Here is a 21,856-nt window from a genome sequence, read left to right as displayed (position 1 = left end):
CTACCAGATCGGCGGGCCCTGGAGGCTGCGGGCCACCACCCGGTCGAGGGCGGCCGAGGCGGCCTCCACGTCGAGGTGGGAGTTGTCGATGATGGGCAGGCCCGAGCCGTACCAGCCGGCCATCCGGCCGTGGATACGGGCGACTTCCTCGTCGGACAGCCGGCGGTTGCCGGAGCGTTCGGCGTTGCGGGTGAGCACGATGTCCAGGCCGGGCAGCAGGACGACGGGCAGCAGCCCCGGGCCGACGTGCCGCTTCCAGCCGCCGAGGCCGACCGTGGGGCGGTCCGGGAAGACCGCGTCGTCGATGATGCAGGACACGCCGTTGGCGAGGAAGTTGCGGGCGGCGAAGCCGCAGGTGCGGCGGGCCAGGCGGTACTGCGCCTCGGAGTTCTCGTTCCACCCGGCCTGCGGGTCGGCGAAGCCGGAGCGGACCCATTCGCGTACGTCGTCCAGGCTGATGTGGGCGGTGGGGACGCCGCGGTGGTCCGCCCAGTGCCGCGCGATCGTGGTCTTGCCCGCGCCGGCCGCGCCGATCAGCAGCACGGCTATCGGGCCGTGCGCCGCGCCCGGGAGTGAGCCCCCGCTGGGTACGGCCGGGGCCTGGACCGGGGCGGGGGCGGGCATCGGGAAGTGGCCGGTGGTGCCGGGGGCTGCCGCTTGGCCCTGACCCTGGCTTTGGCTTGGCGCCTGGCCCTGGCTTTGGCTTGGCGCCTGGCCCTGGCTCTGGATCGGTGCCTGGCCCTGGCTCTGGATCGGTGCCTGGCCCGGGCCGGGCGGCTGGGGCGCCCCCACGGCGTGCTGCATGTCGGCCACTCCATCCCGTACCGGAGGTCTGTGCGGTTCGCTCTGCGTGACCAGGGCGCGCCACGGCTTGAACGGTACCGTGCGGTTCGGCTCACGCCCAACCGCCCCTGGGCGCTTGGGCGTCCCGCCCCCGGGGGTGGGGTGCCCCACGCGGGCGGGCGACGCCTGCACATGGCCTTGGGCGCCCTTGTGGATGGGGGTGCCCCGGGGCCCGCAGGCCCAGCCCCTGCGACGTGTGCCCGGACCACCCGCCGGTGGCCGATTGGCCGCGCAGTTCCCCGCGCCCCTGAAAAGTGGACGCCTCCCGCCAAGCGAGCCCCGTACCGACAGCCCGACAACGACCCGCAGGCCCAGCCCCTGCAACCTGTACCCGGACCACCCGCCGCTGGCCGATTGGCCGCGCAGTTCCGCCCCCAGAGCTTCGCCTGGGAGGTGCCCCCAGCGCCCCTGAAAGGTGGACGCCTCCCGCCAAGCGAGCCCCATCCCGACAACCCGACAACGACCCGCAGGCCCAGCCCCTGCGACCTGTGCCCGGACCACCCGCAGGTGGTCGGCTGGCCGCGCAGTTCCGCCCCCGCGAAGGGAACTCCGTGGCGGGGTTGGGACTAGGTGGCCAGGTTGTCCGATAGGGCGCGGAGGGCCAGGTGGTAGGAGCCGATGCCGAAGCCGGCGATCGCGCCGGAGGCGACCGCGGTGAGGACGGAGGTGTGGCGGAACTCCTCACGGGCGTGCGGGTTGGAGATGTGCACCTCGATGAGGGGGGCGGTGCGCTGGGCGGCGGCGTCGCGCATCGCGTAGGAGTAGTGCGTGAAGGCGCCGGGGTTGAGGACGACGGGCAGGCGGGCGTCGGCCGCTTCGTGGAGCCAGCGGATCAGCTCGGCCTCGTCGTTGGTCTCGCGGACCTCGACGTCGAGACCGAGTTCTGCCCCGAGCTTCGTACAGGACTCGACGAGGCCGGCGTAGGAGGTCGCGCCGTAGACGTCGGGCTCGCGGGAGCCGAGGCGGCCGAGGTTGGGGCCGTTGAGGACGAGGACGGGGCGGGTCACTCGGTCACCTCACCGTAGGCGGCGAGCAGGACCGCGGGGTCCGGGCCCTCCAGGACGGTGGGCTTGGCGAGGCCGTCCAGGACGATGAAGCGCAGCAGGTCACCGCGGGACTTCTTGTCCACCTTCATGGTCTCCAGCAGGCGGGGCCACTGGTCGCCGCGGTAGGTGAGCGGCAGCCCGACGGAGCCGAGCACGGCGCGGTGCCGGTCGGCGGTCGCGTCGTCCAACCGCCCGGCGAGGCGGCCGAGTTCGGCGGCGAAGACCATGCCGACGGAGACGGCGGCGCCGTGCCGCCAGTTGTAGCGCTCGTTCTTCTCGATGGCGTGCGCGAGGGTGTGGCCGTAGTTGAGGATCTCGCGCAGGCCGGACTCCTTGAGGTCGGCGGAGACCACGTCGGCCTTGACGCGGATGGCGCGCTCGACGAGTTCGGCGGTGTGCGGGCCGGCGGGGTCGCTCGCGCCCTGCGGGTCGGACTCGACGAGGTCGAGGATGGCCGGGTCGGAGATGAAACCGGCCTTGATCACCTCGGCGAGGCCGCTGATGTAGTCGTTGCGCGGCAGGGAGGCGAGCGCGGACAGGTCGCACAGCACGCCGGCCGGCGGGTGGAAGGCGCCGACGAGGTTCTTGCCCTCGGCGGTGTTGATGCCGGTCTTGCCGCCCACGGCCGCGTCGACCATGCCGAGCACCGTGGTGGGCACCGCGATCCAGCGCACCCCGCGCAGCCAGGTCGCGGCGACGAACCCGGCCAGGTCGGTGGTGGCGCCACCGCCGACGCCGACCACCACGTCGGTGCGGGTGAAGCCGGTCTGGCCGAGCGCCTTCCAGCAGTAGGCGGCGACCTCGGCGGTCTTCGCCTCCTCGGCGTTCGGGATCTGGATCGCGACGGCCTGGTAGCCCTGTTCGGCCAGGTCCTCGCGGATCGCCTCGCCGGTGCCGGCCAGCGCCTCGGGGTGCAGCACAGCCACCCGGAGGGCCTTGGGGCCGATCAACCCGGGCAGCTCGCCGAGGAGTTGGTGGCCGACGAGCACCTCGTACGGTTCGGTGCCGGCGGTGCCGGCGACCTGGATGCGGGTGGGCGGCGCGGCCCCGCTCCACGCCTCGTTGCCCTGGCCGGTGCCGCTGCCCGTGCCGTCGCTGTCGTGCCGCCCGGCGGCCTCGCGTGCGTCTGCGTCGCTCATGCGTCCTTCAGTTCCAGTGCGTCCAGTACCGCCACGGCCACCTCGTCCGTGCCGCGGTCGGCGGTGTCGACCACCGCGCGGGCCACCTCCGTGTACAACGGGCGGCGCTGCTCCATCAGTTCACGCCAGCGCTGCCGCGGGTTGACCGCGAGCAGCGGGCGGGGGGCGTCGAGGCCGACCCGGCGCACCGCGTCGTGCAGGCTGACGTCGAGGAAGACGACGGGCAGCCCGGCGAGTCGTGCGCGGGTGCCGGCGTCCATGACGGCGCCGCCGCCGAGCGAGAGCACCCCGTCGTGCCCGTCGAGGGCGGCGGCGACGGCGGCCCGCTCCAGGTCGCGGAAGTGCGGCTCGCCGTCGTCGATGAAGATCTCGGAGATCGGCTTGCCCGCGGTCCGCACGATGTCCTCGTCGGTGTCGCGGTAGGTGACGCCGAGCAGGTCGGCGACGGCGCGGCCGACCGTGGTCTTGCCCGCGCCGGGCGGGCCGACCAGCACGACGACGGGGGCGGTCACCGGATCGCCAGGTGGTCGAGGAAGTCCTGCACGTTGCGGCGGGTCTGCGCGACCGAGTCGCCGCCGAACTTCTCGGCGACGGCGTCGGCGAGCACCAGGGCGACCATCGCCTCGGCGACGATCCCGGCGGCCGGCACCGCGCACACGTCGGAGCGCTGGTGGTGTGCCTGGGTGGCCTCGCCGGTGGTGACGTCCACGGTGGCCAGGGCGCGCGGCACGGTCGCGATCGGCTTCATCGCGGCGCGCACCCGCAGCACCTCGCCGGTGCTCATGCCGCCCTCGGTGCCGCCGGAGCGGCCGGTGGCGCGGCGGATGCCGTCGGGGCCGGCCACGATCTCGTCGTGCGCCTTGGACCCAGGCACCCGGGCGAGGTCGAAGCCGTCGCCGACCTCGACGCCCTTGATGGCCTGGATGCCCATCAGGGCGCCGGCCAGGCGGGCGTCGAGCCGCCGGTCCCAGTGCACGTGGGAACCGAGGCCGACCGGGGCGCCGTAGACCAGGACCTCGACGACGCCGCCGAGGGTGTCGCCGTCCTTGTGGGCCTGGTCGATCTCGGCCACCATCGCCTTGCTCGCGTCGGCGTCCAGGCAGCGCACCGGGTCGGCGTCCAGCCGTTCCTGGTCGGCCGGCACCGGCACGACCCCGTACGGGGCCTTCGCGGCGGCCAGTTCGACCACGTGGGAGACGATCTCGATGCCCGCGGTCTCCTTGAGGTAGGACCGGGCGACCGCGCCGAGCGCGACCCGGGCCGCGGTCTCCCGCGCGCTCGCCCGCTCCAGAACCGGGCGGGCCTCGTCCAGGTCGTACTTCTGCATCCCGGCCAGGTCGGCGTGGCCGGGACGGGGGCGGGTCAGGGGCGCGTTGCGGGCGAGCCCGGCCAGGATCTCCGGGTCGACCGGGTCCGCGGCCATCACCTGCTCCCACTTGGGCCACTCGGTGTTGCCGACCATGATCGCCACCGGGCTGCCCATGGTGCTGCCGTGCCGCACGCCGCCCAGGAAGGTGACCTGGTCCTGCTCGAACTTCATCCGGGCGCCGCGGCCGTAGCCGAGCCGGCGCCGGGCCAGGGCGTCCGCCACCATCGCGGTGGTGACGGGCACCCCGGAGGGCAGTCCTTCCAGCGTCGCGACAAGTGCGGGTCCGTGCGACTCCCCCGCGGTCAGCCAGCGCAATCTGCTCAACGGTGCTCCCTGGAAAACGACCATGCCACTATGGCCCGATCCTCCCACGTTTCCCGTACCTGCCAGGACGGGTGTCCGGAGAGCGGACCGGGGCCCGGCACGGGCGGTGGCGGCCGCCCCGGCCTCCTCGGCGGGCTCACCGGGTTCACGGGTTCACCGGGTTCACCGGGCGGCGAGTGCCGCCTCCCCGGCGACGCGCATCGCCTTCAGCGGGGCGGGGGCGACGCCGGTGTGCTGTTCGACCTGGAGGACGGCCTGGTGGACCAGGAGGTCGAGGCCGCTCGCGACCTGGCCGCCACTGGCGGTCCAGGCGGCCGCGAGCGGGGTCGGCCAGGGCTCGTAGAGCACGTCGAAAAGGGTGCCGGGGGCGGCCGGGACCGCTTCGGCGAGGTGGTCGGCGGCGCCCGCGGGAGTCGTGGCGATCACCAGCGGCGCGCGGAGCCCGTCGGCGGCGGCGCTCCAGTCGGCGGTGCGCACGGCGACGCCGAGCCGCTCGCCCCAGCGGGCCATCTCCTTGGCGCGGGCCGGGCCGCGCACGTACGCGGTGACCTCGCCGGTGCAGACCCGGGCGAGCGCGGCCAGCGCGGAGGACGCGGTGGCGCCCGCGCCGAGCACGGCCGCCGACGGCACCGAGGTGACGCCGTGTTCGGCCAGTGCCGCGACCATGCCGGGGATGTCGGTGTTGTCGCCGTGCCGCCGCCCGTCGGCGCCCAGGACGACGGTGTTGACCGCCTCCACCGAGGCCGCGGTGTCGCTGATCTCGTCCAGCAGCGGGATGATCGCGCGCTTGAGCGGCATCGTCAGCGACAGCCCGGCCCACTGCGCCGGGTCCAGGCCCGCGACGAAGCCGGGCAGCGCCAACTCGTCCACCTCGAAGCGGTCGTACCGCCGGCCGTCGAGGCCGAGAGCGGCGTACGCGGCGCGGTGCAGCACCGGGGAGAGCGAATGCGCGATCGGGGAGCCGAGCACGGCGGCGCGGTAGGCGCCGCCCTGCGGCCGAGCGGTGGTGTCCAAGGAGAGCGCCCTGCTACTGGGAGTTGTACTGCTGGTAGAGCTTGTCGAACTCGGCCTTCGTCTCGGTGAACTTCGTGGTCTTGCCGTCCAGCGAGATGAAGTACCACCAGTTGCCGCTGTCCGGGGCCATCGCGGCCTTGAGCGCGTCGATGCCGGGGTTGCCGATCGGCCCGGGCGGCAGGCCCTGGTGCTTGTAGGTGTTGTACGGGCTGACCAGCGAGTTGATCTCGTTGTGCGAGATGTTCGTCTTGCTGGTGTTCTTGACGTAGTTGTACGTCGAGTCGAACTGGAGCAGCCCGAGGGTCTCCGGGTTGTTGGGGACCATCCGGTTGTAGACGACCTTGGCCATCTTCTTGAAGTCGTCGTCGGTCTTGCCCTCGGCCTGCACGAGGCTGGCGACCGTGACGAGTTCGAGCGGGTTGTCCAGCCCCTGCTTCTTCGCCTCGCCGGCCATGTCGAACTGGGCGTACTGCTTGTTCGCCTCGTCGATCATCTGCTTGAGCAGCACCTCGGGCTTCTCGCCCTTGGAGACGCTGTAGCGGGAGGGGAAGAGGAAGCCCTCCAGCGGGTCCATGACGTTCGGGCCGGGCTTCGCCCAGGACGGCAGCCCGAGGCTCTTCGCCTGGTCGTGCGCGGTCTTCTGGGTGGTGCCCGCCTTCAGGCCGAGCCGGGTGTCGATGGCCGCGTAGATCTGCTTGTCGCGCATGCCCTCGGGGATGATCAGCGCGTTCTGCGACTTGGGGTCGAGCATCATCGTGACCGCCGCGGCACCGGACATCTGCTTGTGCAGGTCGTAGACGCCGGCCTGGATGAAGCCGCCCTTGGGGTTCTTGCCCGCCGCGGCGGTGAAGGCGCCGACGCTCTTCACGACGCCGGCCTTCTTCAGGATGTTGCCCATGGTGGTCGCGGACGACCCCGAGGGGATGTCCACCTGGACGTCGCCGCTGCCCTGGCCCGAGTAGTCCGGCGGCGGGCCGAAGCGGCTCTCGTACATGTTGTAGCCGACGTAGCCGATGCCGCCGACGCCGCCGACGAGGACGGCGAGCACGACCACGCAGGCGCAGCCGCTGCGGCGCTTCTTGCCGGGCTGGGGCTGGGACCTGCCGGATCTGCGGCCGCCGGTCCTGGTCGGCTCGGGCGCGTGGTCGTCGTCATCGTCGTCGCGGCCGGCGAAGAAGGCGTGGTCGCTGGGGTCGCCCTCCTCGTCCGCGTCCCACTCGCCGGTGTTGGCCGGGGCGGTGCGCAGCGGGTGGGCGCCGGGCTCCTGGGGGTGGCCCGGTGCGGCGGTGCCGGGACGGGCACCGGGCTGCCCCATGCCCGGCTGGCCGGCGCCGGGTTGACCCGGACCGGGCTGGCCGGCGCCGGGCTGGCCCGGTCGGCCCATGCCGGACTGCTGCGGCTGCTGCTGGGGCTGGGTCTGTTGCTGCTGTCCCTGGTACTGCGGCTGCTGGGGCTGCTGCGGGTAGCCCTGCTGCTGCGGCTGCTGGGGTTGCTGCTGGCCGTAGTAGCCGGGCTGCTGCCCGTACGGGTCCTGCGGCTGCTGACCGCCGTACGGGTCCTGGCTGTACCCGGTGACCTGTCCGGTCTGGTACGAGCCGGTGTCGTAGCCCTCGTAGCCGTCGTAACCCTCGTACCCGGTCTGCTGGTAGCCCTGCTGCGGGTGGCCCTGCTGGGGGTACTGCGACTGCTCGGGGTACTGCTGCTGGCCGTACTGCTGCTGCGGGTAGCCCTGCTGGGGCTGCTGCGGGTACTGCTGGTGCTGCTGACCGGTGGCGTACGGGTCCTGCCAGTCGCCCTGCTGCTGAGGGTGCTGGGGCTGCTGCTGCGGGTACCCCTGGTCGTACACATCGCCGAAGAGCGGGTCCTCGGGGTGCCACGGTTCGGAGCCGGAACCCCGGCCATAGTCAGTCATCGGCATCCATCAGTCGGTCTTCCTGCTCGCACCCTCCGTGGCAGACCCCGGTCCTCGGTCTTCCACTCCGGCTGCTCGGGCGTCAGCCCTCGGTCCCGTCGGTACGCGGTCGGCATCAGTCCCGCCGACCTTGCGAAACGGGCGGCGCCCGTAGGCACCGCCGTGTCGCGCGGAACGTTACCGTATCGCGATCAGATGACTACTTCGACGTTCTCGCCCGGAGCGGTGCCCGACACCCGCTCGGTCTCCAGCGCGCTCTGCAGAATAACGACTGCGGCCGCCTGGTCGACTACGGAGCGTCCCTTTTTGGCACTGACTCCGGACGCGCGCAGCCCGTGGGTGGCGGTGACGGTGCTCATCCGCTCGTCCACGAGGCGGACCGGCACCGGGGCGATGATTTTCGCCACAGCGCGCGCGAAGCCGCGGACCTTGGCCGCGGCCGGGCCTTCGGTGCCGTTCAGCGACCGGGGCAGCCCGACGACGACCTCGATCGGGTCGTACTCGGCGACGAGGGCGGCCAACCGGCGCTGCGCGGCGGGCACATCGCGGCCGGGCACGGTCTCCACCGGGGTGGCGAGGATGCCGTCCGGGTCGCACGAGGCCACCCCGATCCGGGCGTCCCCGACGTCCACGGCCAGCCGCCGGCCACGCCTGATCCCGCCGGGACCGCCGACGCTGTCGGAGCCGCTCGTGCCTTCGGAGCCGCCCGCGCCTTCCGGGCCGCCCTGGCCACCGGAACCACCGGGACCACCGGGGCCGCCCGAAGCCGCGGGGTGACCGCCTCCCGCGCCGCCGGGCGCACCCCGCTCCCCGCCGCGGCCCGCGGCGGAACGCCGGGCCCGCGGCCGCTCACGACCGCGCTCCGCGCCCCGCCGCCGCTCGGTCATGTCACGCCTTCTCGCCGACGAGCCGCCGCACGGCCTCGATCGCGTCGGGCACGGCCGCGGGGTTCTGCCCGCCGCCCTGGGCGACGTCGTCCTTGCCGCCGCCGCCACCACCGAGCGTCTTCGCCGCGGTGCGGACGAGTTCGCCGGCCTTGAGGCCGCGCTCGCGCCCCGCCTCGTTGGTCGCGATGACGGTCAGCGGACGGCCGTTCGCCACGGTGAACAGCGCGACGACGGCGGGCCGGCCGCCGCTGATCCGCTGCCGCACGTCGAGCACGAGCTTGCGCAGGTCGTCCGCGCCGGTGCCCTCGGGCACCGCGCCGGTGACCAGGGCGACGCCCTTGACGTCCTCCGCGGCCTCGGCGAGCCCGGCCGCGGCCTGGAGCACCTTCTCGGCGCGGAACCGCTCGATCTCCTTCTCGGCGTCCTTGAGCTTGGCGAGCATCCCGGAGATCTTGTCCGGCAGCTCCTCGGGACGGCCCTTCACCAGGTCGGTGAGCTGGGCGACCACGGTGTGCTCGCGGGCCAGGAAGTTGTACGCGTCGACGCCGACCAGCGCCTCCACCCGGCGCACGCCGGACCCGATCGAGGACTCGCCGAGCAGCTTCACCAGGCCGAGTTGGGCGGTGTTGTGCACGTGGGTGCCGCCGCACAGCTCCTTGGAGAAGTCGCCGATGGTGACCACCCGGACGTGCTCGCCGTACTTCTCGCCGAACTCCGCGATGGCGCCCTGCCGCTTGGCCTCCGCGATCGGCATCACCTCGGCGGTGACGTCGAGTTCGCGGGCCAGCACCTCGTTGATCTTCTGCTCGACGTCGGTCAGCACGGTGCCGGGCACCGCGGCCGGGGAGCCGAAGTCGAAGCGGAAACGCCCGGGCGAGTTCTCCGAGCCGGCCTGGGCCGCCGTGGGGCCCAGCGCGTCGCGCAGCGCCTGGTGGGTGAGGTGGGTGGCGCTGTGCGCGCGGGCGATGGCGCGGCGCCGGGTCAGGTCGATCCGGGCGTGCGCGGCCGCGCCGAGGGTGACCTCGCCGACCTGGACGACGCCCTTGTGCACGCTGACGCCGGGCACCGGGCGCTGCACGTCGCGGATCTCGACGACGGCGCCGCTGTCCAGCCGGATGCGGCCGGTGTCGGCGAGCTGGCCGCCGCCTTCGGCGTAGAAGGGGGTGCGGTCGAGGACGATCTCGACCTCGTCGCCCTCGGTGGCGGCCGGCGAGGGCAGGCCGTCGACGAGCAGGCCGACGACGGTGGCCTCGCCCTGGTCGTGGAGGTACCCGGTGAACTCGGTGGCGCCGGAGCGGTCGGCGACCTCGCGGTAGGCCGACAGGTCGGCGTGGCCGGTCTTCTTCTTCTGCGCGTCCGCCTTCGCCCGGTCGCGCTGCTCCTTCATCAGCCGCCGGAAGCCGTCCTCGTCGACGCTCAGCCCCTGTTCGGAGGCCATCTCCAGGGTGAGGTCGATCGGGAAGCCCCAGGTGTCGTGGAGCAGGAACGCCTGCTCGCCGGGGAGCACCCGGCCGCCCTGGGCCTTGGTCTCGGTGACCGCGGAGTCGAGGATGTTGGTGCCGGCCGAGAGGGTCTTGAGGAAGCGGGACTCCTCGGCGAGCGCGACGGACTCGATCCGCTTGCGGTCGGTGATCAGTTCCGGGTACTGCTCGCCCATGGTGCCGATGACGACGTCCACGAGCTCGGCGACGACCGGGCGGTCGGCACCCAGCATCCGCATGTTGCGGATCGCGCGGCGCATGATCCGGCGCAGGACGTAGCCGCGGCCCTCGTTGCCGGGCGTGACGCCGTCGCCGATGAGCATGACGGCGGTGCGCATGTGGTCGGCGACGACCCGCAGCGAGACGTCGGAGTCGTTGGCGCGGCCGTAGTGGACGCCGGTGAGAGCGGTGGCCGTGTCGATGACGACGCGCAGGGTGTCGGTCTCGTACATGTTCTGCACGCCCTGCAGGATCATCGCGAGGCGTTCGAGGCCGAGGCCGGTGTCGATGTTCTGGGCGGGCAGGTCGCCGAGGATCTGGAAGCCGTCCTTGCCCTGGCCGGGGCCGCGTTCGTACTGCATGAAGACCAGGTTCCAGATCTCCACGTACCGCTCGTCGTTGACCGCGGGGCCGCCCTCTTCACCGAACTCGGGGCCGCGGTCGTAGTTGATCTCGGAGCAGGGGCCGCAGGGGCCGGGGACGCCCATGGACCAGAAGTTGGGGCCCATGCCGAGGCGCTGGATGCGCTCGGCGGGGACGCCGACGACGTCGCGCCAGATCCGCTCGGCCTCGTCGTCCTTCTCGTAGACGGTGATCCACAGCTTCTCCGGCTCCAGGCCGTAGCCGCCGTCGGCCTGCGAGCTGGTCAGCAGCTCCCAGGCGTAGGTGATGGCGCCTTCCTTGAAGTAGTCGCCGAAGGAGAAGTTGCCGCACATCTGGAAGAAGGTGCCGTGCCGGGTGGTCCGGCCGACCTCTTCGATGTCCGGGGTGCGCACGCACTTCTGGACGCTGGTGGCGCGGTCGAAGGGCGGCTTGACCTCGCCGAGGAAATACGGCTTGAACGGGACCATGCCGGCCGGGACGAGCAGCAGCGTCGGGTCGTCCGCGATGAGGGAGGCCGACGGCACCACGGTGTGCCCGCGCTCCTCGAAGAAGCGCAGCCAGCGGCGGCGGATTTCTGCCGACTCCATCAGTGTTCGTCCTTCCGGTTCTTGTGCTTGCGATCCCCGCGCCTGGCCTTCGTGGGCAGGGCGGGGGTGCCGCTGCCCGCGGTGCTCCCGGGCAGGGTGGCCCGCGGGGCGGGCAGCGGCTGGGGTGACTCGGGTGCGCCCTGGGTACGCAGGCCCAGGGCGTCGTGCAGTTCGGTCTCGCGCTGGGCCATGCCGACCCGTACGTCCTGGGCGAACAGCCGCAGCCGCGCGCCGGTCTCCAGGGCGCGGTCGGCGGCGGTCACGGCGAGGCTGTCGGGGTTGAGACGGCGCACCGCGCGGCCCACCTTGACGGTGGCCCACGCACCGGTGGCGGCGCCGGTCACGAACCAGAACAGACGGCGGAACATGGCCTCAGTCCTTATTACGGCGGTCGCGGCGGTCGCGGCGTTCCCGGCGCGCGGCGGGCAGCACCCTGCCGGTGAGGGTACGGGCCCGGGCCTTGCCGGCGTCGCCGGACTGCATGCCGACCGCGCGCCGCACGCCGTATCCGAACGCGGCGACCTTCACCAGCGGGCCGCCGAACGTCGAGGCGACGGTGGACGACAGCGCCGACGCGTTCGCGGTCACCTCGGCGACGTCGGAGGTGATGGTGTCGACCCGGTCGAGTTGCGCGTTCGCGCTGCGCAGCGCGTCGGACGCCTCGCCGAGCAGCGGAACGGCCTGCTCGGTGATGCCCGCGACGAGTTCCGTGGTGCGCCGCAGCGTCTGTGCCAGCCGGGCCAGCGCGACGGCCAGGAACGACACGAGGATCGCCCAGAACACGGCGACGATGAGGCCCGCCACCTCTCCACCGGACACGCTGCCGCACTCCCTTTTCCGACCCTCACCACTGTTGTTGCGAGCCTATCGCGTCGCGGGGACAGGACCCTCCAGGCCGCCCCGTGCTGTCGGTTCAGGGACCACCCGCCGGCGGGGGGTTGATGGCGCCGTTCTCCCCCGGTCTCCCCCTGAGCTCCACCCGGGTGGTGTCCTCACGCGCCCCTGGTTCGTGCGGCTCCTGCCGGGAAGGGCACCCGGCGGGTTGTACGTTGCGCTAGCGAGCACGTACGCTCCGTAGACCATGTCTTCCGCGGAATGTCTGCCGGCCGAACTCACCGGATTCGTCGGCCGCGACAGCGAACTCGCTGACCTGGCCGAACTGTTGGCGATCAGCCGGCTGACCACGGTGACCGGCACCGGTGGCGTCGGCAAGACCCGTCTTGCCCTGCGCGCCGCAGGCGCCGTACAGAACCGTTTCCCCGACGGCGTGCGCGCGGTGGACCTGTCGGCGCTGCGGGACGCCGAACTCCTCGACCACACGGTCGCCGACGCGCTGCGGGTACCGGACCACACCACGCGCGGCCCGCGCACGGCCCTCGCGGAGTACGTCGCGGACCGCGAACTCCTGCTCGTGGTGGACGGCTTCGACCGGGTCCGTACCGAGTGCGCCGCGCTGATGGCCGAGTTGCTGCGCCGGGCACCGGGACTGCGGGTGCTCGCCGCGGGCCGCCGCCCCCTGGGTATCACCGGGGAGCGGCTGCTGCCGCTGGCGCCGCTGCCGGTGCCGGGCGACGGGGTGCGGCTGTTCACCGAGCGCGCCGCCGAGGTCGTGCCGGGCTTCGCCGTGACCGAGGCGGACAGCGCGGCCGTGACCGAGCTGTGCACGCGGCTGGACGGCCTGCCGCTCGCCCTGGAACTCGCGGCGGTGCGGCTGCGCGCGCTGTCGGTGGCCGACGTCCTGCACCGGCTGGACGACCGTTTCCGGCTGCTGACCGGCGGCGATCCGACCGCGCCCGCCCGGCACCGGGCGCTGCGCACCGCGATCGGCTGGAGCCACGAACTGTGCACGCCCGCCGAACGCCTGCTGTGGGCACGGCTGTCGGTCTTCGCCGGCCGGTTCGACCTGGACGCGGTGGAGTACGTCTGCGCGGGCACCGACCTGCCCGAGGCCGACATCGCGGAGACCCTGGCCGGGCTGGTGGCGCAGTCGGTGGTCAGCCGCGAGGCGGACGACCCGTCCGACGGCACCCGCTACCGGATGCTGGAGAGCGTGCGGGAGTACGGCGCCTCCTGGCTCGCCGCGCTCGGCGACGAGCAGCGGATGCGGCGCAGGCACCGGGACTGGTACCTGGGCCTCGCCACCTGGTGCGAGCTGGACTGGTTCAGCCCGCGGCAGGAGGAGGTCGCCGCACGGGTGTCCGACGCCCTGCCCAACCTGCGACTGGCACTCGACTTCAGCCTCGACGGACCCGCCGAGGACCCGGTCGTCGGCCAGTACCTCGCGGGCACCCTGTGGTTCTGCTGGGTCGGCTGCGGTCGGCTGGCCGAGGGCCGGCACTGGCTGGACCGCGCGCTGGAGGCGTCGGCCGAACCCAGCGACGCCCGGGCGAAGGCGATGTGGGTGGCCGGGTACGTCGCGCTCCTGCAGGGCGACTCGACCGCGGCGCTGTCCGTACTCCAGGAGTGCCGCGCCGAGGCCGACGAGAGCGGGAACGCCACCGCGGCCGCGTACGCCGTGCACCGGCTCGGCTGCCTGGCGCTGGTCTCGGACGACATGCCGGTCGCCGAGCGGTTCATCGGCGACGCGCTCCGCCGCTACCGGCAGATCGGCGAGCTGAACAGCAACGTGCTCATGGGCCAGGTGGAGCTGGCGATGGCGGTGGCCTTCCAGGGCGACGTGCCCCAGGCGGTCCGGCTCGCCGAAGAGGTCCGGGACATCTGCGGCGACCACGGCGAACGCTGGACGCTCGCATACGCCTTGTACGTCCTCGGATACGCGGCCTGGCTGGCGGGCGAGCCGGGCCGGGCGCGGCGGCTCGCGGAGGAGTCGCTCGCCATCAACCACGCCTTCCACGACCTGGTGGGTGCCGTCCTCGCGCTGGAACTGCTGGCGCTGGTCACCGAGGACGAGGGGACCCCCCACGAAGCCGCCGTGATCCAGGGCGCGGCCGGCCGGCTGTGGGACTCCGTCGGCCTACGGCTCTTCGGCTCCCGCCACTTCAACGCGCCCCACGCCATCTGCGAGCGCCGCCTCCGCGAACGCCTCTCCGACCGCGCCTACACCGCCGCCCTCCACGAGGGCAGCCGTCTCTCCTTCGACGAAGCGGTTCTCCGCGTCCTGGCACTCCCCCGCCAACCCCCCTCCAAGAGCCGCCCCCTCCCCGCCGCCCACCGCAACCCCTGACAAACGCGACACCCACCAACCCACCCGCGCCCCCGAAGGGGCGCGGGCAACTGCGCGACAAGCCACCCACTACCGGTCACCCGGCAACGCGACCCCACCCCCACGACCCACCCCGAAGGAACGCCGCACCCACCAACGCAACCGCGCCCCCGAAGGGGCGCGTGGGGGCACCTCCCAGGCGAAGCTCTGGGGGAGAACTGCGCGACAAGCCACCCACCACCGGTCACCCGGCAACGCGTCCCCACCCCAACGACGCACCCCGAAGGAACGCGACACCCACCAACGCAACCGCGCCCCCGAAGGGGCGCGGGGAACTGCGCGACAAGCCACCCACTACCGGTCACCCGGCACCACACCCGCACCCCAGCGGCGCACTTCCGAAAAGGCGAGCCCCTCCACGGCGGCGCAGCCACAATCGCAACGGCAACCCATTACCGAGAAGCGCCGCAGGCGGTCAGCGGGCGTAGTACTCCACGACGAGCTGCTCGTCGCAGATGACCGGGATCTCACGGCGGTTGGGGTCACGGTCCAGCCGGAACGCCAGCGCCTGGAGGTTCACCTGGAGGTAGCGGGGCGTCTCTCCGTCGGGCGCCCAGCCACCCTCGCGCGCGACCAGGAACGGGGTCTTCTCCCGGGACCGCTCGCGCACCTGCACGACGTCCTCGGGGCTGACCCGGAACGACGGCTTGTCGACCTTGCGCCCGTTGACCTCGATGTGGCCGTGCACGACCATCTGCCGGGACTGGTAGATCGTGCGGGCCAGCCCGGAGCGGAGCACCAGCGCGTCCAGGCGCCGCTCCAGCTCGACGATCAGCGCCTCGCCGGTCTTGCCCTCGACCTTCTTCGCGCGGTCGTACGCGCGCTGCATCTGCCGCTCGCTGATGTCGTACTGCGCGCGCAGCCGCTGCTTCTCCAGCAGACGGGTCTTGTAGTCGCTGTTCTGCTTGCGACCACGGCCGTGCTCGCCCGGCGGGTAGGGGCGGGCCTCGAAGTACTTGACGGCCTTCGGGGTGAGCGCGATGCCGAGCGCCCGGGACTTCTTGACCTTGGGACGCGACTGATTCACGTGCGTCGAACCTCCGTGTAGATTAGGTAAGGCTTACCTTAGCTGAGGAGTACGCATGATTCGACCCGGGAACCCCGCACCCGAACTGCCGTCGCGACAGCAGGAGAACGGTCAGCCGCGTCCCGAAGTGGAAGAGGCGCCCCGGCAGCCCTCGGCCGCCGAACGCGCGCGCACTCTCGTCGAGGGTAACCCGTCCCTCGCACTGACCATTCCCGCGCTGCGCCCGGTACCGGACGAGCCGATGGTGCCGCTGCGCCGCTCCGTGGGGCCCGAGGGCGACGTCTTCCTGCTCTTCCCCCGCGACCACCCCGCGGTGCGGGCGGTCCGGCACGCCACCGACGACGAGGTGCCGGCTGTGCTGGAAGTCACCGACGTGGCGCCCGTCGCCGTCCCGCACCGCATCCGCGGCCGCGCCTGGGTCGCCGGGTGGCTCACCCACGTGCCGGGCGGCGGCTTCGAGTCCGACGCGGAACTGCTGCGCCTGGAACCCGGGGAGATCTCCGTGGACGACCTGTGGGGTGCGGCTCTCGTCGAACCGGACGAGTTCGCCGCCGCCGGGCCCGATCCGCTCGCGCCCTTCGAGACCGATGTCCTCCAGCACCTCGCGGCCGCCCACCCCGAGGAGGTCGCGCTGCTGTGCGGGCTCGTCGGCGAGCCCTGTGCGGGCGGCACCGCCGGCGCGGTGCCCCTGGCGCTCGACCGGTTCGGCCTCCGGGTCCGCTTCACCGGGTCCGCCGGTACGTACGACGCTCGCTTCGATTTTCCGAGCCCGGTGGACGGGCCGGCGGCCGCTCGCCGCGCCCTGCGGCACCTCTTCGCGTCGGCCCGGGCCTGACCTACCGGGGGTGCCCCCGACCCACCGGGGTGCCCCGTCCGCGTGGTTTCGGGACCTCGCGGACCGACCGACTCGGAGGGTCAGTTGCCGCCGGAGAGGCGTTCACGGACGCGGTCGAGGACGTCGGCGACGCGGGCTTCGGCGCCGTAGCGGGTCGGTTCGTAGTAGCGGCGGTCGGCGATCTCGTCCGGCAGGTACTGCTGCGCCGCGATCGCGCCGGGTACGTCGTGCGGGTAGACGTAGCCCTGGGCGTGGCCGAGTTTGGCCGCGCCCTTGTAGTGCCCGTCCCGCAGATGCGTGGGCACCGGGCCGGCCTTGCCCGCCCGGACATCCTCCAGCGCCGCCCCGATCGCGGTGGTCGCCGCGTTGGACTTCGGCGCGAGGGCGAGCGCGATCGTGGCGTGGCTGAGGATGAGCGACGCCTCGGGGAACCCGATCATCGCGACCGCCTGCGCCGCGGCGACCGCCGTGGGCAGGGCGGTCGGGTCGGCCAGTCCGATGTCCTCGCTCGCCGAGATCATCAGCCGGCGGGCGATGAAACGGGGGTCCTCCCCGGCCACGATCATCCGTGCCAGGTAGTGCAGCGCCGCGTCCACGTCGGAGCCGCGGATCGACTTGATCAGGGCGCTCGCCACGTCGTAGTGCTGGTCGCCGTCGCGGTCGTAGGCCACCGCGGCGCGGTCGACGGCCTCCTCGACGGTGGCGAGGGTGAGGGTGTCCTCGCCCTTGGCGAGGGCGGCGCCCGCGCCGGCCTCCAGGGCGGTCAGCGCGCGCCGGGCGTCACCGCCGGCGATCCGCAGCAGGTGGTCCTCGGCGTCCTGCGGGAGGGTGACCGCGCTGTCGAGCCCCCGCTCCTCGGTGAGCGCGCGGCGCAGCACCCCGCGGATGTCGTCGTCGGTGAGGGATTCGAGGGTCAGCAGCAGGGAGCGGGACAGCAGCGGCGAGATCACCGAGAAGTACGGATTCTCCGTGGTGGCCGCGATCAGGGTGACCCAGCGGTTCTCCACGGCGGGCAGCAGCGAGTCCTGCTGGGCCTTGCTGAAGCGGTGGATCTCGTCGAGGAACAGTACGGTCTCGCGGTTGTACCCACCGGCTTGGCGCTTGGCGCTCTCGATGACCGCGCGGACCTCCTTCACGCCCGCGGTGATCGCCGAGAGTTCCACGAACCGCTTGTTGGTGGCCTTGCTGACCACGTACGCGAGCGTGGTCTTTCCGGTGCCGGGCGGGCCCCACAGGATCACCGAGGAGGCACCCGCGGGTCCGGTGCCGTCGTCACCGACCAACCGCCGCAGTGGTGAGCCCGGGCGCAGCAGGTGCTGCTGGCCCACCACCTCCTCCAAGGTGCGCGGGCGCATCCGCACCGCGAGCGGGCTGCTGCCCGGGTCCCGCTCCCGCCGTTCCTCGGCCGCCGCACTGAACAGATCTGGCTCCACCCGTGCAGCGTATGCCACCCCTGTGACACTCCCCGACCGCGCGCCGCCGAAGCACCGTCGCGGGGGCGGGTATCCCGCCGTCGTCGCAGGTCAGGCGGTCAGATGACGGTCTTCCAGTAGTACCAGAAGTGGGTCAGGATCAGCAGGCCGATCACCGCGTACCAGACCACCGGCACCACCCAGTGGAACTCCAGCACGGCCGAGCGGACCTTGCCCGGCACCTTGATCAGACCGTGCCTGATGTTGTGCACGGCCGTGTACCAGAAGATCAGGATGGTGACGACCCAGGCGAGGCAGCACCACAGGCAGACCGCGTGGATGTTGTAGATCGTCTGGTACTGGAGCCAGCTGATGAAGCAGACGCCGAACAGGCCGCCGGCCTGCAGGCCGTACCAGAACCACGGCTTGTAGCCGCGGCCGCCGGCGAGCACACCCATGGCGACGCAGATCACCACGCCGTACGCGACCAGGCCGATGATCGGGTTCTGGAAGCCGAAGGCATGCGCCTGCTTGCTCTCCATCACGCTGCCGCACGCGATGACCGGGTTCAGGCTGCACGAGAAGTGTGTGGGCTTGCCCTCGACGGTGTTCTGCAGCAGGACGAACTTGTCGTTGGTGATGACGAAGGACGCGACCAGGCCGAGCACACCGGAGATCAGCAGCAGCCAGGTGAATGCCTTCGTCGGCGCGATCCCGCCGGGTACCTGCGGTTCGCGGTCGCCGTCCGTTCGCGTCTCGTCCAACGCGGAAGTCGTCATGATCGCCGATCTCTCAGGTCCGTGGGGCGGGCACCAAACATTGTGCACCAGGGCGGTGAGAACGGCGTAAGGTCTGCCGCCCTGGTACACGGACGAGCGGTTTAAACCAGCCGTTCCTTGACGGTTTCCGCCACCTCGGCGAGCGTGACCGGGCCCTGCTCGCCGCTGGCGAGGTCCTTGAGCTGGACCACGCCCTCGGCCAGGTCCCGCTCCCCCGCGACGATCGCGAGGCGGGCCCCGGAGCGGTCCGCGGACTTCATCGCGTTCTTGATGCCCTTGCCGCCGAACGCGAAGTCCGCCGCGATCCCGGCCCGCCGCAACTCCGTGACCAGCGCGAACAGCGCGCGCCTGGCCTGCTCGCCGAGCGGCACCGCGTACACGTCGGTGGCCGCCGGCAGCGCGAGTTCCACTCCCTCGGCCTTGAGCGCGAGCACGGTGCGGTCCACGCCCAGCGCCCAGCCGACCGACGGCAGCGACGGGCCGCCGATCATCTCGGACAGGCCGTCGTACCGCCCGCCGCCGCCGACCGCGGACTGCGAGCCGAGGGCGTCGTGGACGAACTCGAAGGTGGTGCGGGTGTAGTAGTCCAGGCCCCTGACCAGGCGCGGGTCGTCCTCGTACGTGACGCCGGCCGCGGTCAGCAGGTCGCGGACCTGCTCGTGGTACTCCTTGCACGCCTCGCACAGGTGATCAATGATGAGCGGCGCGCCGGCGAGTTGACGCTGCACGGACTCCCGCTTGTCGTCCAGCACCCGCAGCGGGTTGATCTCGATCCGCTTGCGGGTGTCGTCGTCGAGGTCGAGGCCGCGCAGGAACTCCTGGAGGGCGGCCCGGTAGGCCGGGCGGCACTCCTTGTCGCCGAGCGAGTTGAGCAGCAGCCGGAAGTCGCGCAGGCCGAGCGAGCGGTACGCGTCGACCGCCAGGATGATCAACTCGGCGTCCAGCGCCGGGTCCTCGGCGCCGATCGCCTCGGCGCCGACCTGCGAGAAGTGCCGGTACCGGCCTGCCTGCGGGCGCTCGTAGCGGTAGTAGGAGCCGGAGTACCAGAGCTTCACCGGCAGGTTGCCGGCCTTGTGCAGGTTGGCCTGGAGGGCGGCGCGCAGCACCGACGCGGTGCCTTCGGGGCGCAGCGCGAGTTCGGTGCCGCCCTTGGTGGAGAAGGCGTACATCTCCTTGGTGACGATGTCGGTGGACTCGCCGACACCGCGGGCGAACAGTTCGACGTGCTCGAAGCCGGGGGTCTCGACGTATCCGTAGCCGGCCCGGCGGGCCGGGGCGGCGATCGCCTCGCGCACCGCGAGGAACGCCGCGGAGTCGGGCGGCAGAAGGTCGTACGTGCCCTTGGGGGCCTGGAACGTGCTCACGGCAGTGACAGTCACAATCCTCGTCGTGGAGCCGGGTCGTCGCCGGTTCCGTGGCCGCCGGCCACCTTGCCCAGATAGGGGTTGGTGGCGCGTTCGCGGCCGATGGTCGTCTGGGGGCCGTGCCCGGAGAGCACCACCGTCGAGTCGTCGAGCGGCAGGCACACGCGGGCCAGCGACTCGTGGAGCTCGGCGGTGTCGCCACCTGGCAGGTCGGTGCGTCCGACGGAGCCGGCGAACAACAGGTCGCCCGAGAAGAACACCGACGGGATGTCGGTGGTCGGGGGCAGCCGGTAGGTCACCGACCCCTTGGTATGGCCGGGCGCGTGCGCGACGCCGAACTCCAGACCGGCCAGGGCGAGGGTCTCGCCGTCGGTCAGTTCCCTGAGGTCGTCGGGCTCGCCGACGGTCAGATCCGCGAACAGCGGGGCGCCGACGGCCATGCCGATCGCCTTCTCCGGTTCGCTGAGCATGTAGCGGTCGGCGGGGTGCAGCCAGGCGGGCACGTCGTGCGCGCCGCAGACCGGCAGCACCGAGGCGACGTGGTCGACGTGGCCGTGGCTGAGGATGACGGCCACGGGCTTGAGCCGGTGCTTGGCGAGGACGTCCTCGACACCCTGGGTCGCGTCGACGCCCGGGTCGATGATCACGCACTCTTCGCCGGCGGCGGGCGCGACCACGTAGCAGTTCGTGCCCCACGCCCCGGCGGGGAACCCGGCAATGAGCACGTTCGTCCTTCTGTCGTCCGCGGTCGGCTGCCTTGAGCCTACCGGCGAGCGGGGCGCGGCTGCGAACCAGTTGTCGGGCGGTGCGCGGACTGGACGGCAGGTGTGGCGTGACGCGAAGATCTGCGGCACGTACATTCGCATACGGCAGCTTCGGCACCGGCTGTGTCTCCTCGGATACAGCCGGCGCACAGGAAACATACAACGCAAAGCGTCGGTGCGCGGCACCTGGCGGACAACCGACACTCAGACGACGGAGACGGCGAAGTGACCACCAGAGATCAGCGGCGGCGGCAGCTCGCCCGGGACAAGTTCGCGCGCCAGCAGCAGCGCCGGGTGAGCGCACAGCGCAAGACGCGGGTGCGCAACTCGGTGATCGCCGTGGTGGTCGCCGTGGTGGTCGCCTCGCTCGGCGGGGCTTACGCGGCAGGCGCGTTCGACGGCAGCAGCAAGAAGAAGGACGACGCGGCCGCGACCAGCCCGACCCCGTCCGCGGCGCCGACCACCTCCGCGGCGCCCAAGGGACCGGACCCCTGCAAGAAGGCCGCGGCGGGCAAGCCCGGCACCAAGCAGTGGAAGAAGGAGCCGGCGATGTCCATCGACAAGTCCGCCGCCTACACCTTCGACCTCCAGACCACCTGCGGCGACATCTCGATGGCGCTGGAGACGGCCAAGGCCCCGCACACCGTCAACTCGTTCAAGTTCCTGGCCGACCAGGGCTTCTTCGACCACACCGTCTGCCACCGGCTGACCACCACCGGGATCTACGTCCTCCAGTGCGGCGACCCGACCGGCCAGGGCTCCGGCGGTCCGGGGTACACCATCCCCGACGAGAACCTGAAGGCGTTCGGCAAGGCCGACGCGAGCTCCGGTTCGGTCACCTACCCGGCGGGCACCGTCGCGATGGCCAACACCGGCCAGGCGCACACCGGCGGCAGCCAGTTCTTCCTGGTCTACAAGGACAGCCCGCTGCCCCCGCAGTACACCCCGTTCGGCACGATCTCCAAGGCCGGCCTGAAGGTGCTCGACAAGATCGCCGCCGACGGCGAGAGCACCGGCCAGGGCGACGGCGCGCCGAACGCGACCGTGGTGATCAACAAGGCGACGGTGGAGAAGTCCTGACCCCCGGCCGGGCCGCGACCGCTACCTGACCATGATCGGACCGAGTCCTGATCGGTATCCGAATTCGCGATTGGGCGCGCATCGGATGCGGACAGCCGGGGCGCTGGTCGCCTATGTTGGCGTTGGGACCGGTCAGGGCGTGCGGCCCGGCCGGAGAGACACTGTGG

Annotated in this window: 19 protein-coding genes; 3 read left to right on the top strand and 16 right to left on the bottom strand. The window is 72.4% G+C overall.

The genetic code is table 11. The features are described from left to right. The 11 genes from AB0399_RS03040 to AB0399_RS02990 form a co-directional block, all read right to left on the bottom strand. Entirely contained in the window at positions 1–804 is an 804-nt protein-coding gene (locus AB0399_RS03040; RefSeq protein ID WP_366410047.1) for an AAA family ATPase, read from the bottom strand. Positions 805–1,409: 605 nt separating this feature from the next. Beyond that, complete coding sequence (gene aroQ, locus AB0399_RS03035; RefSeq protein ID WP_366410046.1) at positions 1,410–1,850, bottom strand: type II 3-dehydroquinate dehydratase; 441 nt, start codon at positions 1,848–1,850, stop codon at positions 1,410–1,412. Next, a complete protein-coding gene (aroB, locus tag AB0399_RS03030; protein WP_366410045.1) occupies positions 1,847–3,028 on the bottom strand; it encodes a 3-dehydroquinate synthase in 1,182 nt (393 codons plus the stop codon). Before aroB ends, aroQ begins: the two co-directional genes overlap by 4 nt. Continuing rightward, positions 3,025–3,540, bottom strand: a complete 516-nt coding sequence (locus AB0399_RS03025; RefSeq protein WP_366410044.1) for a shikimate kinase — start codon at positions 3,538–3,540, stop codon at positions 3,025–3,027. Before AB0399_RS03025 ends, aroB begins: the two co-directional genes overlap by 4 nt. After that, positions 3,537–4,721: a chorismate synthase gene (aroC, locus tag AB0399_RS03020; protein WP_329371608.1), complete on the bottom strand. Its 1,185-nt coding sequence runs from the start codon at positions 4,719–4,721 to the stop codon at positions 3,537–3,539. Before aroC ends, AB0399_RS03025 begins: the two co-directional genes overlap by 4 nt. Before the next feature lie 162 nt (positions 4,722–4,883). Then, complete coding sequence (locus AB0399_RS03015; protein ID WP_366410043.1) at positions 4,884–5,735, bottom strand: shikimate dehydrogenase; 852 nt, start codon at positions 5,733–5,735, stop codon at positions 4,884–4,886. Positions 5,736–5,748: 13 nt separating this feature from the next. Further along, positions 5,749–7,647, bottom strand: coding sequence for an endolytic transglycosylase MltG (gene mltG, locus AB0399_RS03010; RefSeq protein ID WP_366410042.1), 1,899 nt, complete (start codon positions 7,645–7,647; stop codon positions 5,749–5,751). A gap of 191 nt (positions 7,648–7,838) precedes the next feature. Continuing rightward, positions 7,839–8,303: a Holliday junction resolvase RuvX gene (gene ruvX, locus AB0399_RS03005; protein ID WP_329374441.1), complete on the bottom strand. Its 465-nt coding sequence runs from the start codon at positions 8,301–8,303 to the stop codon at positions 7,839–7,841. A 232-nt stretch (positions 8,304–8,535) separates the two neighbouring features. Beyond that, positions 8,536–11,205 (bottom strand): alanine--tRNA ligase, encoded by a 2,670-nt coding sequence (alaS, locus tag AB0399_RS03000; protein WP_366410041.1) that lies wholly within the window; start codon positions 11,203–11,205, stop codon positions 8,536–8,538. Further along, positions 11,205–11,573 carry a DUF6167 family protein gene (locus tag AB0399_RS02995; RefSeq protein WP_328461522.1) on the bottom strand — a complete coding sequence of 123 codons (369 nt, stop codon included), beginning with the start codon at positions 11,571–11,573 and terminating at the stop codon, positions 11,205–11,207. Before AB0399_RS02995 ends, alaS begins: the two co-directional genes overlap by 1 nt. A gap of 4 nt (positions 11,574–11,577) precedes the next feature. Beyond that, complete coding sequence (locus AB0399_RS02990; RefSeq protein ID WP_329371599.1) at positions 11,578–12,024, bottom strand: DUF948 domain-containing protein; 447 nt, start codon at positions 12,022–12,024, stop codon at positions 11,578–11,580. A 262-nt stretch (positions 12,025–12,286) separates the two neighbouring features. On the opposite strand from AB0399_RS02990, the gene AB0399_RS02985 reads away from it, so the two are divergent. Continuing rightward, the gene (locus AB0399_RS02985) at positions 12,287–14,389 is read left to right on the top strand and encodes an AAA family ATPase (RefSeq protein ID WP_366410040.1); all 2,103 of its coding nucleotides are present in this window, start codon (positions 12,287–12,289) and stop codon (positions 14,387–14,389) included. Between the two features lie 454 nt (positions 14,390–14,843). Here AB0399_RS02985 and rpsD read toward each other — a convergent pair whose 3' ends face one another. Further along, positions 14,844–15,455 carry a 30S ribosomal protein S4 gene (gene rpsD, locus AB0399_RS02980; protein WP_328461527.1) on the bottom strand — a complete coding sequence of 204 codons (612 nt, stop codon included), beginning with the start codon at positions 15,453–15,455 and terminating at the stop codon, positions 14,844–14,846. A 55-nt stretch (positions 15,456–15,510) separates the two neighbouring features. On the opposite strand from rpsD, the gene AB0399_RS02975 reads away from it, so the two are divergent. Then, positions 15,511–16,290, top strand: coding sequence for a DUF2470 domain-containing protein (locus AB0399_RS02975; protein ID WP_329371595.1), 780 nt, complete (start codon positions 15,511–15,513; stop codon positions 16,288–16,290). An 80-nt stretch (positions 16,291–16,370) separates the two neighbouring features. On the opposite strand, the gene AB0399_RS02970 is transcribed toward AB0399_RS02975, so the two are convergent. From AB0399_RS02970 to AB0399_RS02955, 4 genes are all read right to left on the bottom strand, one after another. Next, a complete protein-coding gene (locus AB0399_RS02970; RefSeq protein ID WP_366410039.1) occupies positions 16,371–17,723 on the bottom strand; it encodes a replication-associated recombination protein A in 1,353 nt (450 codons plus the stop codon). A 98-nt stretch (positions 17,724–17,821) separates the two neighbouring features. Next, the gene (locus AB0399_RS02965) at positions 17,822–18,481 is read right to left on the bottom strand and encodes a vitamin K epoxide reductase family protein (RefSeq protein ID WP_366410038.1); all 660 of its coding nucleotides are present in this window, start codon (positions 18,479–18,481) and stop codon (positions 17,822–17,824) included. A gap of 101 nt (positions 18,482–18,582) precedes the next feature. Beyond that, positions 18,583–19,845 carry a histidine--tRNA ligase gene (hisS, locus tag AB0399_RS02960; RefSeq protein WP_366410037.1) on the bottom strand — a complete coding sequence of 421 codons (1,263 nt, stop codon included), beginning with the start codon at positions 19,843–19,845 and terminating at the stop codon, positions 18,583–18,585. Positions 19,846–19,856: 11 nt separating this feature from the next. Next, positions 19,857–20,570 carry an MBL fold metallo-hydrolase gene (locus tag AB0399_RS02955; protein WP_366410036.1) on the bottom strand — a complete coding sequence of 238 codons (714 nt, stop codon included), beginning with the start codon at positions 20,568–20,570 and terminating at the stop codon, positions 19,857–19,859. 264 nt (positions 20,571–20,834) lie between these two features. Here AB0399_RS02955 and AB0399_RS02950 point away from each other — a divergent pair, with 264 nt between their 5' ends. After that, on the top strand, positions 20,835–21,689 hold the full coding sequence (locus AB0399_RS02950; protein ID WP_329371586.1) for a peptidylprolyl isomerase: 855 nt from the start codon (positions 20,835–20,837) through the stop codon (positions 21,687–21,689). Positions 21,690–21,856: the final 167 nt, after the last annotated feature.

The organism is Streptomyces sp. NPDC088194 (assembly GCF_040702025.1).
Classification (GTDB): Bacteria; Actinomycetota; Actinomycetes; order Streptomycetales; family Streptomycetaceae; genus Actinacidiphila.
The sequence above is the reverse complement of the archived record's forward strand: the minus strand, read 5'-3'. Positions and strand labels throughout refer to the sequence as shown.